The sequence below is a fragment of the Streptomyces coffeae genome, from assembly GCF_016741875.1.
GTDB lineage: Bacteria > Actinomycetota > Actinomycetes > Streptomycetales > Streptomycetaceae > Streptomyces > Streptomyces coffeae.
This window is the reverse complement of sequence record NZ_JAERRF010000002.1, coordinates 273353-288760: the sequence shown is the minus strand read 5'-3', so window position 1 is coordinate 288760 and position 15408 is coordinate 273353. Positions and strand designations below refer to the sequence as shown.

The following is a 15408-nucleotide window of genomic DNA, read 5'->3' as shown; positions in this document are numbered from 1 at the left end:
CATACGTGCAGGCCGCACTGGTCATCGTCGCGCAAGTCACACTGATCGGCGGGTTTCGGCGCATGGTATGGCGGGAAACACACGGGGTTCCGCTGTGTTCCCGCAGATACGAGCGAACGCAAAAGAGCACCCACACCGCTCGGATGTGCGCGTCTTCGATCGACCTTACGTCACATGTGATCTCGGAGGCTGCCCGGAAGACTGACCTTGATGCGGCAGCCCCGCGGGGACTCCGCGACGCCTATCCGGCCGCCGTGCAGATCGACCGCCCAGCGGGCGATCGCCAGCCCCAGACCGGTGCCCCCGTCGCTGCCCTGCCCCGACGGGCGGCGGGGCGTGGGCCCCGAACCTCCCGGGGAGAGCCCGCCGCGGTTGAAGCGCTCGAAGACGCGGTACCGCTCCGCCTCCGGGATGCCCGGACCCTCGTCCAGCACCTCCAGCTCCAGGCTCTCCGGCTCCTCGCCGCGCCGGGCCCGCACCGTGACCCGGCCGTGCGCCGGGCTGTGCTTCATGGCGTTGTCGATGAGATTCGCCATCACCTGGTGGAGCCGCTCGGCGTCCGCGTGCGCGGTCAGCTCCGGCGGGGAGACGTCCAGGTGGAGGTGGACATCCTTGCGGGTGTGCGAGCCCGACCCGGCGTCCGCGCCCTTGGCCATGCTCGCCTCCTTGAGGATCTGGGCCAGATACGGCCAGACCTCGAAGCGCCGTGAGTAGAGCGGCACCACCCCGTTGTCCAGCCGCGACAGATCGAGCAGCTGCTCGACGAGGCGGCCCAGCCGCTGGGTCTGGCTCAGCGCGACCCGCATCGTCTCCGGATCGGCCTCGGAGACCCCGTCCACCACGTTCTCCAGCACCGCCCGCAGCGCCGCGATCGGGGTGCGCAGCTCATGGGAGACATTCGCCACCAGCTCCTTGCGGTGGGTGTCCACCGCCTCCAGGTCGGCGGCCATCCGGTTGAAGGCGTTCGCCAGATCGCCGAACTCGTCCCGGCGCTGGGCCGCCCTCACCCGGCGGGTGTAGTCACCGTGCGCCATCGCCCGGGTGACCTCGGTCATCTCGTCCAGCGGGGCGGTGAGGCCATGCGCCACGAACTGGGTGATCAGCAGTGAGGCGATGATCGAGAAGATGGTGATCACCCGCAGCTCGGTGTCCGAGTGCATCGCCGCGAACACCAGCAGCGTGGTGATGATCACCGACCCGATGACCAGCGCCCCGAGCGCGGCCTTGACCGAGCGGTACGGGTCGAACGGCCGCAGCGCCTCCCACACCCGGCTCCAGGTGGCCCGGCCCCGGGCGCCGCGGCGCCGCGCGGGGGCGCCGGGGGAGCCGGTCGGCCGGGCGGCCCGGTCGGCCCTGGGCGCGGTGAGTGTCCGCAGCGTCTTCAGGGCCCTGCGGACGGGAGAGACCCTGGGAGCCCCGGGGGCCGTCCTCATGCGGCCGGGGTCTCCAGGGCGTAGCCGACGCCATGCACCGTACGGATCCGTTCGGCACCGATCTTCCGGCGCAGCGCCTTGATGTGGCTGTCCACGGTCCGGGTGCCCGAGGCGTCCGCCCAGTCCCAGACCTCCGCCAGCAGCTGCTCGCGGGAGAGCACCGCGCGCGGGGTGTTGGCCAGGCAGACCAGCAGGTCGAACTCGGTCGGGGTCAGATGGACGTCGGAGCCGCGCACCCGCACCCGGCGCTGGGCGTGGTCGATCTCCAGCTCGCCCAGGCGGAGGATCCCGCTGCGCGGGGTGTGCGCGGCCAGCGCCGCCCGCTCCACCCGCCGCAGCAGCACATGGACCCGGGCGGCCAGCTCGCGCATCGAGAACGGCTTGGTCATGTAGTCGTCCGCGCCGACCCCGAGCCCCACCAGCATGTCGGTCTCGTCATCGCGCGCGGTGAGCATCAGCACCGGCACCGGCCGTCTGGCCTGCACCCGGCGGCACACCTCGAGCCCGTCGAAGCCCGGCAGCATCACATCGAGCACCAGCAGATCGGGTTGCCACGCCTCGGCGGTGTCGACGGCCGCCGGGCCGTCCCCGGCCGTCTGTACCTGGAAGCCCTCGGCCCGCAGCCGGGCCGCGATGGCGTCCACGATGGTCGGATCGTCCTCGACGACGAGCACCCGGCGCTGTGCACCGGGGGTGGTCGTGGCGGCCCCGCTGTGGCCGTTGAGATTCTGCTCCATACGCCCGCCCCATGCGTCGTCCCGAAAAACCGCGCTCCGCGCCTGGTCATTGCCGTGCGGCGTGGTCTAGGCAAGAAAGCGTAAGGGCAGCGTACGCGGCTCGGCTACGCGCCTCGAATCCCGATGTGCACCACGTCGGGTACTCCACGGGCAACAGCGATCTCTTCCGTACGGACCCTGGTGAATCCGGCATTGCGGAGAGATCCCTCGAACGCGGCCGACGGCCGTGCCGACCAGACCGCGAGCACGCCGCCCGGTGCGAGGCGGGCCGCACAGGCGGCAAGACCGGCGGGGGAGTAGAGGCCGGTGTTGTCCTCGGTGACGGTCCAGTCCGGTCCGTTGTCGATATCCAGGCACAGCGCGTCGTAGACCGGGCCGTCCGGCTCCTGGAGATGGGCGACGAGATCGGCGCGGACGATCGCGGTGCGCGGATCGGCCAGCGCCGTCGCGGAGACCGCCGCCAGCGGGCCGTCACGGTGCCAGTCGACGACCGCCGCCTCCCGCTCCACGACCGCGATCCGGCCCCAGCGCGGTTCACCGGCCGCCTCGGCGAGCGAGAAGCCGACGCCGAGACCGCCGATGAGCAGGGCGGGAGCGGAGCGGTCGGCGGGCAGGGCGTCGAGGGCGGCTCGTACGAGCCGCCGCTCGGAGCGGCCGTCGGAGGTGTCCATCAGGAAGCAGCCGTTCGCGATGATCTCGAAGACGGCGTCCGCGTCGTCCGCCGCCCCGCGCCGCCGCAGCACCACCTCGCCGTACGGGCCGTCGCGGCGGTCGAGGGTGACCGGCGGACCTGCTGCGGTGTCGTACGGGGGCTGCATCGTGTGACCTCCGGCTGGACGTGGCGGGCGGGCCCCTCCGGCGGGCCCGCCGCCATCCTCGCGCCGCCCCGGCGCGCGGGTCCAATGCGGGTGATGTCCGCTGTGGTGGCGTTCACACCGGGATGCGGTGACATCACTCACGGCCCGGAGGTTGTTCCTGTGTGCACCGCGGAAACGCGCGCGGAGGGACGAAACGGGTCGCACGGCCGACGGAGGGGAGCCAGGCGGTGACAGTCGTAGAGGCGGACGGTGCCGGGAACGGTGAGGACCGCGCGGGCCCGGACGCGCCCGCGGACCCGGCCGCCAGTGGCGGAGACCTCTCCGGCACCGCCCCCGTCCGCGGGCGCGATCCCGCCCGCGTCGGCTGGTGCTGGTCGGTGCCGGGGGCCTGTGTGGAGCCGTTGTTCCCGGCCCGCTTCCCGGCCCGCTTCCCGGCCCGCTTTCCGGCGCGGTCGAATGCCGTCGCCACCGGGGCGGCGACCCCGCGGATGCCGGGCCGGAGCCGGGAGGCGGGGGAGCTGTGGCGGCGGATGGTGCGGTCGGCGCCCACGCCCGCCTCCGCGCCGTTCACGCTCGCCTACGCCCTCGTCCTCCTCGGCACCGGCCTCTTCGTGCACCTCGGCGATCCGCGTACCGTCCACGATCTGCTGGCCGCTTCCAGTACCGATGTCTCCCATCTGTTCCAGCGCCCGCTGCTCACCCTGCTGGCCAGCGCGGTGTGGGTGGTCGGTGGCTTCGTCTCGCTCTATCTGCCCGCGCTGCTGCTGGTGCTCACGCCGCTGGAGCGGCGGATCGGCGGACTGCGGACGGCCGGGGTGTTCCTGCTGGGCCATGTGCTGGCGACGCTGCTGACCGAACTCCCGGTGGCCGCCTCCGTCGCGCTCGGCCATCTCCCGCACAGCTCGCTGCGGCGGCTGGACTACGGCGTGAGCTACGGGCTGATCGCCTGCGCCGGGGCGCTCGCCGTGCTGCTGCGCCCCCGTGCGCGCTGGGCACTGGTCGGCGGGACCGCGGTGCTGCTGACCGTCTCCAGCCTGACCGGCGTCGTCGATCCGCTCACCGGCTGGGGCCATGTGCTCGCCCTGCTGACCGGGCTGGGCTGCTGGCCGTACGTCCGCCGCGGCGCCCGGCGGCGCGCCACCGCGGCTCCGGCGGACGCCGCCGCCGACCGGGCGAACGGCTGATCGCTCACAGCGAACGGGCACCCGGGAACACCTGAAGCCTGGCGCGCATTGAGTCTGCATAGCTCAACTTGCCTGCCTAAGGGGAGATCATGGCTTCGCTGTCCGCACCGCTCACCCTGCCTGTGCTGCCTCTCGACGACGAGGTGGTGCTGCCCGGCATGGTGGTGCCGCTGGACCTGTCCGATACCGAGGTACGCGCCGCGGTGGAGGCCGCCCAGGCCGCCGCCCGCTCCCGGGGGAGCGGAGGGAAGCCGCAGCTGCTGCTGGTGCCGCGCGTCGACGGGACATACCCGGGGATCGGCACCCTCGGCACCGTCGAGCAGGTGGGCCGGCTCTCCGACGGCGACCCCGGCGCGCTGATCCGCGGGGTGCGGCGCGTCCGTATCGGCGCCGGGACCACCGGTCCCGGAGCGGCGCTGTGGGTGGAGGGGACCGCGGTCGAGGAGATCGTGCCCGACCCGCTGCCCGGTGCCATCACCGAGCTGATGAAGGAGTACAAGGCACTGGCCACCAGCTGGCTGCGCAAGCGTGGCGCCTGGCAGGTCGTGGACCGGGTGCAGCAGATCGACGATGTCGCGCAGCTCGCCGACAACGCGGGCTACTCGCCGTTCCTGACCACCGCCCAGCGTGTGGAGCTGCTGGAGACCGCCGACCCGGTGGCCCGGCTGCGGCTGGCGGTCAGCCGGCTGAGCGAGCACCTGGCCGAACAGGACGTCGCCGAGTCGATCGCCAAGGACGTCCAGGAGGGTGTGGACAAGCAGCAGCGTGAGTTCCTGCTGCGGCGTCAGCTGGAGGCCGTCCGCAAGGAGCTGGCCGAGCTCAACGGGGATCCGGAAGACGAGTCCGACGACTACCGGGCCCGGGTCGAGGCCGCCGATCTGCCGGAGAAGGTGCGCACCGCCGCGCTGAAGGAGGTCGACAAGCTGGAGCGGTCCTCCGACCAGAGCCCCGAGGGGAGCTGGATCCGCACCTGGCTGGACACCGTCCTGGAGCTGCCGTGGAACGAGCGCACCGAGGACGCGTACGACATCCAGGGCGCCAAGGCGGTGCTCGACGCCGACCACGCGGGCCTGGAGGACGTCAAGGAGCGGATCACCGAGTACCTGGCGGTGCGCAAGCGCCGCTCCGACCGGGGCCTGGGCGTCGTCGGCGGCCGCCGCGGCGGCGCGGTGCTGGCGCTGGTCGGCCCGCCCGGGGTCGGCAAGACCAGCCTGGGCGAGAGCGTCGCCCGCGCGATGGGGCGCACCTTCGTCCGGGTCGCGCTCGGCGGCGTCCGCGACGAGGCGGAGATCCGCGGCCACCGGCGCACCTATGTGGGCGCGCTGCCCGGCCGAATCGTCCGGGCGATCAAGGAGGCCGGTTCGATGAACCCGGTCGTCCTGCTCGACGAGATCGACAAGGTCGGCTCCGACTTCCGCGGCGACCCGGCCGCGGCGCTGCTGGAGGTCCTGGACCCGGCGCAGAACCACACCTTCCGGGACCACTACCTGGAGGTCGAACTCGACCTGAGCGACGTGGTCTTCCTGGCGACCGCCAACGTTCTGGAAGCCATTCCGGAAGCGCTGCTGGACCGGATGGAGCTGGTGCGTCTGGACGGCTACACCGAGGACGAGAAGGTCACCATCGCCCGCGACCACCTGCTGCCCCGGCAGCTGGAACGCGCCGGTCTGGAGCCGGGCGAGGTCGTGGTGGAGGACGCGGCACTGCGCAAGCTGGCGGGCGAGTACACCCGCGAGGCGGGGGTGCGGACCCTGGAGCGGTCCGTGGCCCGGCTGCTGCGCAAGATCGCGGCCCAGCACGAACTGGGCGAGCGGGAGCTGCCGTTCACCGTCGGGGTGGAGAGCTTGCGGCCGCTGATCGGACGGCCGCACCACACCCCCGAGTCCGCCCAGGACCCGGCCGAGCGGCGCACCGCCGTCCCCGGTGTGGCCACCGGGCTCGCGGTCACCGGCGCGGGCGGCGATGTGCTGTTCGTCGAGGCGTCGCTGGCCGACCCGGAGACGGGCGGCGCGGGGCTGACGCTGACCGGTCAGCTCGGTGCGGTGATGAAGGAGTCCGCCCAGATCGCGCTGTCCTTCCTGCGCTCCCACGGCGCGGAGCTGGAGCTGCCGGTGGGTGACCTCAAGGAGCGCGGCGTCCACCTCCACGTCCCGGCGGGCGCGGTGCCCAAGGACGGTCCCAGCGCGGGCATCACCATGACCACGGCGCTCGCCTCGCTGCTCTCCGGCCGCCAGGTGCGCCCGGATGTGGCGATGACGGGCGAGGTCTCGCTGACCGGGCGGGTGCTGCCCATCGGCGGCGTCAAGCAGAAGCTGCTGGCGGCGCACCGGGCCGGGGTGACCACCGTGGTCATCCCCAAGCGGAACGAACCTGATCTGGACGATGTCCCCGCCGAGGTGCTGGAGAAGCTGGACGTCCACCCGGTCTCCGATGTCCGGCAGGTCCTGGAGCTGGCGCTCCGGCCCGCCTCGTCGGTGACCCCGGAGGTTCCGGCGGCGGCGTGACGGACACCGCCGGGGCACAGCGGCCCGGAACCCCGTGTGGACGGGGTTCCGGGTCGCGGCCCGTCCGGGCCCCGACGACCGTGCGGTGGGCCGGGATGCCATGGCAGCTAGACAGGTCTGTCTGGTAGCGTGCACCGCAGAATAGACAGACCTGTCTGTCCGGGGAATGCCCGCGGCTCCCCGGCCCTTCCCCGCCGTCCATGGCTCTCACGGAAACCCTCGGAGGAACCGTTGCGCACCCTCGTTGTCCTGGCCCACCCCGACCTCGCCGCCTCCCGCGTCAACGCCGCGCTCGCCGAGGCTGCCCGGCCGGTGGACGGCGTCGCGGTCCACGACCTGTACGCCGCGTATCCCGATCTCACGCTCGACGTGGAGCGGGAGCAGCGGCTGCTGCTGGAGCACGATCGGATCGTGCTCCAGTTCCCCTTCTACTGGTACTCGGTGCCGCCGCTGCTCAAGAAGTGGATGGACGAGGTCTTCCTGCACGGCTGGGCCTACGGCACCGGTGGCACCGCGCTGCACGGCAAGTCGCTGCTGGTCGCCACGTCACTGGGGGGCGGGGAGGAGCACTACGGACCCGAGGGGGTCAACCGCTATACGGTCGCCGAACTGCTCAGGCCGCTGGAGGCCACGGCCCGGATGACCGGGCTGCGCTACGAGGAGCCGTATCTGCTCCACGGGGTGCCGGAGCTGGACGACGCGGGACTGGCCGGGCACCAGGAGCGCTATCGCGCGCTGCTGGCCTCCGGCGCGGTGCGGGAGCCCGAGTTCGCCGCCGTCTGACCGGTCCGTTCCGCGGCACAGGGCCTGACCGCGACCGCGGTCGGGCCCTTCGCCGCGTCCGTCGCGGTCAGCTCCGCGCCGGGCAGGCGAGCGCGACCAATTCCCGGGTCGCCGCCTTCGCCGCCATCGCGCTCTGCGGCCCGGGCTCCACCGCGGCCGCGGACATCACGCCGTCCAGCAGGACGGAGATCTGGAGCGCCAGCGCCGCGGGGTCGGTGGCCCCGGCGGTGGTGGCCAGCTCGGTCAGCCAGGCCCGCACCGCCCGCTTGTGCTCGGCCGTGGCCTCGTGGGCGTCGCTGTCCGGATCCGACTCCCCGGCGGTCCGCACGAAGGCGCAGCCGCGGAAGCCGTCCCGCACGGTGACGGTGCACACCGCGTCGAACAGACCGGTGAGCTGGTCGCGCGGATCCGGTCCGGCCGCCTCGGCCGCCTCCTTCAGCGCCTGCCGCCATGCGCTGTCCCACTGCCGGAGGTAGGCCACCACCAGGGCGTCCTTGCAGCCGAACTGGGCGTACAGCGTCGCCTTGGCCACCCCCGACTCGGCGATGATCCGGTCCACCCCGACCCCGCGCACCCCGTGGGCGTCGAACAGGGCGGTGGCTGTGGACAGGATCCGCTCGTGGGCGGAGGGGCGGGCGCTGCGCATGGTGATGCTCCTCGGGGCGGGGCCCAGGACGGACGGTGCCCTCCAGCGTACAGACAGACCTGTCCGTACGCCGGAGGGCGGGTGCGCCGGCCATGGGGGTGGGGGCCGCCGCGTCAGCCGTTCGCCAGGGCCTTCAGCCGGTCCGCGGCGCCGTTGAACTTGTTGTGGTCACCGACGGTCGCGCCGGAGGAGGTGTACTGCCAGATGGTGTGGAAGCCCCAGCCCGCCGGGAGTTCACCGACGGAGGAGCCGTAGCGCGGGATCCACAGCGGGTTGACGCTGCCGAAGGCGCTGGAGTTCCCGGTGCAGGTCTTCCACCAGCTGGTGGAGGTGTAGATCACCGGGTCACGTCCGGTGCGGGAGCGGTAGGTGCTGGTGAAGTCCTTGATCCAGCTGACCATCCCGCTCGCGCTCTTGCCGTAGCAGGTCGCGCCGTAGGGGTTGTACTCCATGTCGAGCGCGCCGGGCAGCGTCTTGCCGTCCTTGGACCAGCCACCGCCGTGGTCGATGAAGTAGTTGGCCTGTGCGGCGCCGGTGGAGTTGCCCGGCAGTGCGAAGTGGTACGCCCCGCGGATCATGCCGACGTTGTACGAGCCGTTGTACTGCTGGGTGAAGTACGGGTTGGTGTAGCTGGTGCCCTCGGTCGCCTTGACATAGGCGAACCGGACACCGCTGCTCCACAGTGTGGACCAGGCGACACTGCCCTGATGGCTGCTGACGTCGACACCTTCGACGGTGGCCAGCACGCTCGGCGGTTCCTCGCCGGTGGTGGTGCCGCCCTCGTGTTTGATTATCTGCGACCCCGCCCAGTCGTCCTCGGGATGGGGGATGTCGTCCGGGCGCGGCGCGGCGGAAGCCGGGGTGGAGAGCGCGAAGGTCGTGGTGGCGAGAGCGGCGAGAATGCCGGTCAGCGCACTCAGGGCGGGTCGGGTCGAACCAGGTCTGTGCACGGGCATGGCGTGCCTCCGAAGCCTCGGTGGGGGAGCGGGGGAGTGGGGGAGAGGGTGTTGGAATAGCCATGTCACAAGTGACGCTACGGGCGTAGATGGGGGCGGGGAAGGGGGAGGGGGTGGTGCCGTTGGTCTAATCCTGCGAAATACTGGCGGAGCTGCGGCAACAACCGCACCCGGCGGAAACTTTCACCCTGTGAAAATGCGGAGAGGGCTCTGACGTGCACAACAACGGGCCAACGCCCCCTGAGCGGGGTGAGGACGGCGCCATGGGCGGAATCGGCGTGGACCATGCATTCCTGGCCCTGGAGCGCGAATTGGCCGTCTTCCTCCGCCGGGCCCGTGCCGCGTCCGGGGAATTGGCCCGGAAGGTCCACCCCGATCTGGAATCCGCCGCGTACGGGCTGCTGATGCGGCTCGAGGACGCGGGACCGCAGCGCGCCACCGACCTCGCGGGCTACATCGGCGTCGGCAAGGCGACGATGAGCCGTCAGCTGCGCGCGCTCGAGGGACTCGGTCTGGTGATCCGCACCCCCGACCCGGCGGACGGCCGGGCGTCCCTGGTGGAGCTGACGGACGAGGGCCGGAGCCGTTTCAGCGCCGTCCGGGGCGCCCGCCGGGCCCGGTACGCCCGCCGCCTCGCCGCGTGGGAGCGCAGCGAGGTCGCCGAACTCGCCCGCCTGCTGCGCCGGTTGAACAGCGAGCAGGAGGCCGACGACGCCGGGCACACGGCCCGCGGGGGCGAGGAGTAGGGCACTCACATACGTCAGCATCGGCGAGCCGCGCGGATCCGGCGACGCGGATGTGGCAACGGCGTTACCCGGTGCGCCATCGGGGTGCGGCGGGGGCCGGCCCCGGTTCCGGGCGGGTGTTCAGAGTTCGGCGTAGATCACGGCGGCGTCGTCGTGCGCCTTGCCGCGCCGGAAGGCCGTCCGGTCCGGATCGGCGTACTCCGCCGCGCGCACCCGGTCGATCAGCGCCTGCGGGCCCTCCTTGCGCAGCAGCGCGAAGCAGGCGGTCCAGTCGCCCTCGCCGAACACCTCCACCCAGCGTGACGCCCCGTCGGTGAGCGCCGCCAGCGCCCGTACTCCGGTGCGCGGAAGGTCGCCGGTGACCGCCTTGGCGGAGACGGCGGGGTCGGCGGCGGCCGTGAAGAAGCCGCCCTCGGCGTTGCGCAGTCCGGCCAGCCGGTGGCCCGCGGCGCGCAGCCGGTCGATGCGGTCGTCGAGCACCGGTGTCACCTCGCCGTCCGTCCGCTCGATGAGCAACGCGGAGTCGGAGAGCACCAGATGCTCGACCCGTGCGTCGTCCCAGCGGGCGGCGACCACCGTGGCCTGCGGGGTCAGTGGGTGATTAAGGTCACAGGTTGAACGATGTGCTTCCGCGGTACGCCGGATCGCTTCGGATAGACATGCGGTCAGCGGTATGTCCCGTTGCGAACCGGACAGTTCGAGCAGTGCGCCACCCAGCCGTGCGGTGAACCAGGGCACTCCGTGGACGCATCCGTCGTCACCCTCGGGCGGGGTCACGCCGTCCAGTACCACCAGTGAGCCGCCCAGCCCCGACGCCGGCAGGGCCACGGAGGCCCAGTCCTCGTTGGGGCGCCGCTGATCGCCGGGGGCCGTCGCGAGTTCGATGCGCATTCCGTCAGTCTGCCGGACCCCTTTCGAACACCGCCTTCTCGGGGGTGATGAGAAAAACAATGGTTCGCACCAAACACATGTTTGTCGGATTGAGGCGGGAATGCGATGTCTGGGAAGGTGTGGGCGGGCATCTTGCCAGGATGGCCCTGCCTTTTCCAATCCCGGAAAAGGTGGCGGGAGGGTATGGCCCCTACGCAAAGTTGGTGGTCAACTACGCAATGCGGTTCACTCGTTCGGGTGGCCGGGTGGGTGATGCGTGCCCGCCCCTGAGCCGTCCTGAAAGGGTCGGAATCCCTACCAGAGGTGGGGAAACACAATTGTTGATCCGTCGTCACCTCTGGAACCACAGCGGTCGGGCGAGAAAAGATTGTGAGCACCGGTGCGGAAGAAGCGGCTTCGGGGCACCAAGCGCGAACCGGGCGGCGAGCCACGCCTTCAGGACCTTCGGGTCGGCACAGCACGGCGGCGTCCCGCGCGTGTCCGCAACCGCCTGGCCGCGTCCATCGCCCTGGTCGCCGTCGCGGTCCTCGGCGCGGGTGCCCCGGCCGTCCTCATGGCCCTCGACGACTCGACCGACGCCCAGCGGCTGGTCGGCCTCGCGCGGACCAACCGTGACGCGGTGGCCCTGGCCCACTCCCTCGCCGACGAGCGCGACGTCATGACCGCCTATGTCGCCGCCGGGCGCACCACCGCCTCCGGCGGCGGGGTCTCCGAGAGCCAGCGTGCCCGGGTGGACCAGCAGGTCCAGGAGGTGCGCCAGGAGGTCCCCGCCTCCGTCCGGAGGCTGCTGGGCAACCTCCCGCGCCTGCGTCAGCAGGCCCTGACCGGCCATGGCTCGGCCCTCGACGTCTTCACGTCGTACACCACGGCCGTCCAGGCGCTGAACAAGGTCTCCGCCACCCTCACCCGCAGGCTCCCGGCCGACACGGGATCCGGCGCCGCCGCGCTGGGCCCCCTGGGCCGCGCCACCGAGCAGGCGTCGGCCACCCGGGGACTGCTGGCGGCCGCGCTCGCCGGGGGCGGTGCCCAGCCCACGCTGACCTCCGCCGCCCAGCGGACCCAGGTACGCGAGCAGTCCGCGCTCGCCGACTTCCACCAGCTCGCCCCGGACCGGGCCCGCGAGTCCTACGACCGCACGGTCAACGGCACCGAAGTCACCGCCGCCGAGCGCTACACCACCCGCCTCACCGACCAGGGCAGGCTGTCCGCCGGTGACCTCCAGGTCGACGAGGACCGGGTCGAGGCCGCCCTGAGCGCCCGGATCACCAGGATGCGCGGGGTCGAATCCGCTCTGGCCTCGGCCGAGATCACCACGCTCGCTCGGCTGCGCGACGACGCGGTCACCGCCCTGGAGGTGCGGATCGCCCTCGTCGGCGGCGCCCTGCTGCTGGCCGTCGGCATCAGCGTCCAGACCGCCCGCTCGATGACCCGGCCGCTGGCCGCCCTGCGGCTCGGCACCCGCCGGGTCGCCGCCGACCCGACGTCCGAGGAGCCGGTCGGCTGGACCGGCCGCGACGACGAGTTCGCGGACGCCGTCCGCGCGGTCAACGAGCTCCACGCCTCAGCGGTGCGCGCCCAGGAGCGCGCCGTCGGGCTCGGCGCCGAGCGCACCCGGCTGGTCGGGGAGCGGCAGCGGCTGGCCGACCAGCGGGACGCGCTGCGCCGTGAGCGGGACGAGGTGGCGGCCCGGCTGGAGGGGCTGCGGGCCCGGGTGCACGGCAGCTTCGTCGGCCTCGCCCTGCGCACCCTCGGTCTGATCGAGCGGCAGCTCGCCGTCATCGAGGGCATGGAGGAGCAGGAGCAGGACCCCGACCGTCTCCAGACGCTCTTCCAACTGGACCACCTGGCCACCGGGATGCGCCGCTACAGCGAGAACCTCCTGGTCATCGCGGGCTCGGAGAACACCTCCGGCCATCCGGGCCCGGTGCCGCTGCTGGATGTGCTGCGCGCCTCGATCAGCGAGGTCGAGCGGTACGACCGGGTGCAGATCCAGTCGCTGCCGCCGCACGCCCAGGTCGCCGGGTACGCCGCCGACAGCATCAGCCACCTCGTCGCCGAACTCCTGGAGAACGCCACCTCGTTCTCCCCGCCCGACGCCCCGGTGCAGGTCTCCGGCTGGCTGCTGGAGAGCGGTGAGGTGATGCTCTCCATCCAGGACGAGGGCATCGGGATGACACCCGAGCGCAGGGCGGAGCTCAACGACCGGCTCGCCGATCCGGTGTCGGACCACTGCCAGGGGCCGCGGCCCGAGGACCCGTTGGGGCTGGGGCTGTATGTGGTGACCCGTCTCGCCGCGCGCCACGGTGTCCGGGTGCGGCTGCGGGAGCAGCAGCCGGGCGGGGTGGCGGCCGTCGTCGTCCTGCCCACGAAGATCCTCCCGGCCGGTCCGCCGGGCGCCGGGCTGCCGCCCGCGCCACCGGCCGGTGCGGGCGCCGTCCGGAGTGATGTGGGGTTGCCCGCCTTCCCGGGTTCGGAGGCCGAGGCCAACTCCAACGCCCTTCCCTCCCCTGCGCGTTCGGTGCCCGCTGCCGCGGTGGACCCGGCCCCGGCCCCGGCCCGGGGCGAGGAGCAGTACCCCATGGAGCCGACGCCGCCGCGCGGCCACCCGGCCCCGGAGACCGCCGAGGACCCGCCCGTACTGCCCCGGCGCACCCCGAAGTCCGCCACCGCGTCCGTGTCCGCAGCCGCCGCGCAGGACCCCTCCGAGCGGACGATCGAGTTCGCCGCGCCCCAGAACACCACGGGGGAACTGGTACGCGGCCACGGCATCCGCCCGGTGGGCGCGGACGCCTGGGGCCCCGCGGTCACGGATCCGTACGCCATCGGGCCCGATGAGCACACCCGGGCCGCCGAACACCCCCGCACCGACAAGGGACTTCCCAAGCGCACACCCAAGAGTGTGGAACACCATGAACCCGGTGTGCGGGAGCGGACCGGCGCGGTCGACGCGGAGGAACTGCGGCGCAGACTCGGTGGCTTCCAGCGCGGCGCGATGAAGGGCCGCCGGGACGCCGAGGCCGAGATCGCCGCGCGCGGTGAGGGCCGGGAGCACGGTCCGCGGGGCTCCGCCACAGAACATACGGGGGCGCACGACGAGGGTGACACGGTTGAGGAGGCACGCAGGTGAATGCGCCCAGCAGTACCTATGGGTTGAGTTCCGAGGCCCGAAATCTGCACTGGTTGCTGGCGAATCTCGTCGAGGAGGTGCCGGGCGTCCGATCGGTCGCGGTGGTCTCCTCGGACGGACTGCTGCTGCTCTCCTCCGACACGCGGCACATCGCCGCCGCGGGCTCCGTCGACCCCACGACACAGGACGGGCCCAAGGGTTCCAGCGCCGATCTCGCCACGATCGTCTCGGGTCTCGGCAGCCTCACCCTCGGCGCGGCAAAGCTGATGGACGGCGGGGGCGTCAAGCAGACGATGGTGGCGATGGACGAGGGCAGCCTGTTCGTCATGACGATCAGCGACGGTTCGCTGCTGGGCGTGCATGCCACCCCCGACTGCGACATGACCGTCGTCGCCTATCACATGGCCCTGTTCGTCGGCCGGGCCGGACATGTGCTCACCCCCGAACTCCGCAGTGAACTACGCAGGTCCCTGGAGTCGGCTCAGTGACGGCCGGGTCCGGCCGTCAACCCGGTCGTGTCCGTCCGTACTCGCTCACCGGCGGCCGGACCCGCTCGGGCCATGTGCTGCTGGTGGAGACCTTCGTGGCCTCGCTGGAGCCACCGGACGGACGGTTCGACCCGGCCCCCGGAGGGCCGGGCGCCCGGATGCTGCCGGAGATCCGGGCGATCATCGAACTGTGCCGCCGGATGCGCTCGGTCGCGGAGGTGTCCGCGATGCTCAAGATCCCCCTCGGGGTGGTGCGTGTCCTGCTCAGCGACTTAGCCGACCAGGGAAAGATCCGCGTCTACGGCACCGGGAGAGGCCCGGGACAGCCGGATCGCGCATTGCTCGAAAGGGTGCTCAGTGGACTCCGCAGGCTCTGACACGATTCCGACCACCACGGTGGTACCGCCGCCGCGGGTGTCCGGCATACCCGGTGCCGGGATACCCGGCGCCGAAGAGGTGCTCCAGAGCTGGCAGACGGACCGTTCGCGGGCACCGATCGCGATCAAGGTGGTGATAGCGGGCGGTTTCGGAGTGGGGAAGACCACCTTCGTCGGCGCGGTCTCGGAGATCACCCCGCTCCAGACCGAGGCGCTGATGACCCGGGCCAGTGAGGACATCGACGACCTCACCGCGACCCCGGACAAGCTGACCACCACGGTGGCGATGGACTTCGGGCGGATCACGCTCGAGAACGACCTGGTGCTGTATCTCTTCGGCACCCCCGGCCAGCACCGCTTCTGGTTCATGTGGGACGACCTGATGCGCGGGGCGATCGGCGCGGTGGTGATGGCCGACACCCGGCGGCTGGAAGACAGTTTCCCGGCGCTGGACTACTTCGAGAGCCTCGGACTGCCCTATGTGGTGGCGGTCAATCACTTCGAGGGCGCACCGCTCTACCGGCCCGAGGACATGCGGAACGCGCTCTCCGTGGCCGACGGGGTTCCCGTGGTGCACATGGACGCCCGTCGGCGGATCACGGTGGTGGACGCGCTGCTGGCGTTGGTACGGCACGCAGTTGACCTCGCGCCTGAGTGACGTAACCTCGGCTCCGCTCGCGGAATGGAGTCTTCCGTTCCTCTTTTTGATCCGAGCTCG

General features: G+C 72.2%; 14 protein-coding genes. 8 read left to right on the top strand and 6 right to left on the bottom strand.

What is annotated here, in order from left to right:
• Positions 1 to 170 precede the first annotated feature (170 nt).
• The 3 genes from JK363_RS03530 to JK363_RS03520 form a co-directional block, all read right to left on the bottom strand.
• Positions 171 to 1433 (bottom strand): HAMP domain-containing sensor histidine kinase, encoded by a 1263-nt coding sequence (locus JK363_RS03530; RefSeq protein WP_236075527.1) that lies wholly within the window; start codon positions 1431 to 1433, stop codon positions 171 to 173.
• A complete protein-coding gene (locus JK363_RS03525; RefSeq protein ID WP_201871285.1) occupies positions 1430 to 2170 on the bottom strand; it encodes a response regulator transcription factor in 741 nt (246 codons plus the stop codon). The genes JK363_RS03530 and JK363_RS03525 overlap by 4 nt, the downstream gene beginning before the upstream one ends.
• Positions 2171 to 2274: 104 nt before the next feature.
• Positions 2275 to 2988 carry a spermidine synthase family protein gene (locus tag JK363_RS03520; RefSeq protein WP_201871284.1) on the bottom strand — a complete coding sequence of 238 codons (714 nt, stop codon included), beginning with the start codon at positions 2986 to 2988 and terminating at the stop codon, positions 2275 to 2277.
• A 227-nt stretch (positions 2989 to 3215) separates the two neighbouring features.
• Here JK363_RS03520 and JK363_RS03515 point away from each other — a divergent pair, with 227 nt between their 5' ends.
• From JK363_RS03515 to JK363_RS03505, 3 genes are all read left to right on the top strand, one after another.
• The gene (locus JK363_RS03515) at positions 3216 to 4172 is read left to right on the top strand and encodes a rhomboid-like protein (protein WP_307821586.1); all 957 of its coding nucleotides are present in this window, start codon (positions 3216 to 3218) and stop codon (positions 4170 to 4172) included.
• Between the two features lie 89 nt (positions 4173 to 4261).
• Positions 4262 to 6676 carry an endopeptidase La gene (lon, locus tag JK363_RS03510; RefSeq protein ID WP_201871283.1) on the top strand — a complete coding sequence of 805 codons (2415 nt, stop codon included), beginning with the start codon at positions 4262 to 4264 and terminating at the stop codon, positions 6674 to 6676.
• 231 nt (positions 6677 to 6907) lie between these two features.
• Complete coding sequence (locus tag JK363_RS03505) at positions 6908 to 7459, top strand: NAD(P)H-dependent oxidoreductase (RefSeq protein WP_201871282.1); 552 nt, start codon at positions 6908 to 6910, stop codon at positions 7457 to 7459.
• A gap of 67 nt (positions 7460 to 7526) precedes the next feature.
• Here the strand turns inward: JK363_RS03505 and JK363_RS03500 are convergent, their stop codons facing one another.
• Positions 7527 to 8105: a TetR/AcrR family transcriptional regulator gene (locus JK363_RS03500; protein WP_201871281.1), complete on the bottom strand. Its 579-nt coding sequence runs from the start codon at positions 8103 to 8105 to the stop codon at positions 7527 to 7529.
• A gap of 113 nt (positions 8106 to 8218) precedes the next feature.
• Positions 8219 to 9061, bottom strand: coding sequence for a lysozyme (locus tag JK363_RS03495; RefSeq protein WP_201871280.1), 843 nt, complete (start codon positions 9059 to 9061; stop codon positions 8219 to 8221).
• Positions 9062 to 9324: 263 nt separating this feature from the next.
• Here JK363_RS03495 and JK363_RS03490 point away from each other — a divergent pair, with 263 nt between their 5' ends.
• Positions 9325 to 9807: a MarR family winged helix-turn-helix transcriptional regulator gene (locus tag JK363_RS03490; protein ID WP_201871279.1), complete on the top strand. Its 483-nt coding sequence runs from the start codon at positions 9325 to 9327 to the stop codon at positions 9805 to 9807.
• 120 nt (positions 9808 to 9927) lie between these two features.
• Here JK363_RS03490 and JK363_RS03485 read toward each other — a convergent pair whose 3' ends face one another.
• Positions 9928 to 10698, bottom strand: a complete 771-nt coding sequence (locus JK363_RS03485; RefSeq protein ID WP_201871278.1) for a protein phosphatase 2C domain-containing protein — start codon at positions 10696 to 10698, stop codon at positions 9928 to 9930.
• A 379-nt stretch (positions 10699 to 11077) separates the two neighbouring features.
• Between JK363_RS03485 and JK363_RS03480 the strand changes: the two genes are divergently transcribed.
• From JK363_RS03480 to JK363_RS03465, 4 genes are read left to right on the top strand one after another with little or no spacing between them, the layout of a single operon-like run.
• Positions 11078 to 13825 (top strand): sensor histidine kinase, encoded by a 2748-nt coding sequence (locus JK363_RS03480; protein ID WP_201871277.1) that lies wholly within the window; start codon positions 11078 to 11080, stop codon positions 13823 to 13825.
• Positions 13822 to 14313 (top strand): roadblock/LC7 domain-containing protein, encoded by a 492-nt coding sequence (locus JK363_RS03475; protein WP_201871276.1) that lies wholly within the window; start codon positions 13822 to 13824, stop codon positions 14311 to 14313. Before JK363_RS03480 ends, JK363_RS03475 begins: the two co-directional genes overlap by 4 nt.
• A complete protein-coding gene (locus JK363_RS03470; RefSeq protein ID WP_201871275.1) occupies positions 14310 to 14690 on the top strand; it encodes a DUF742 domain-containing protein in 381 nt (126 codons plus the stop codon). The genes JK363_RS03475 and JK363_RS03470 overlap by 4 nt, the downstream gene beginning before the upstream one ends.
• A complete protein-coding gene (locus JK363_RS03465; protein ID WP_201871274.1) occupies positions 14671 to 15348 on the top strand; it encodes a GTP-binding protein in 678 nt (225 codons plus the stop codon). Before JK363_RS03470 ends, JK363_RS03465 begins: the two co-directional genes overlap by 20 nt.
• Positions 15349 to 15408 lie beyond the last annotated feature (60 nt).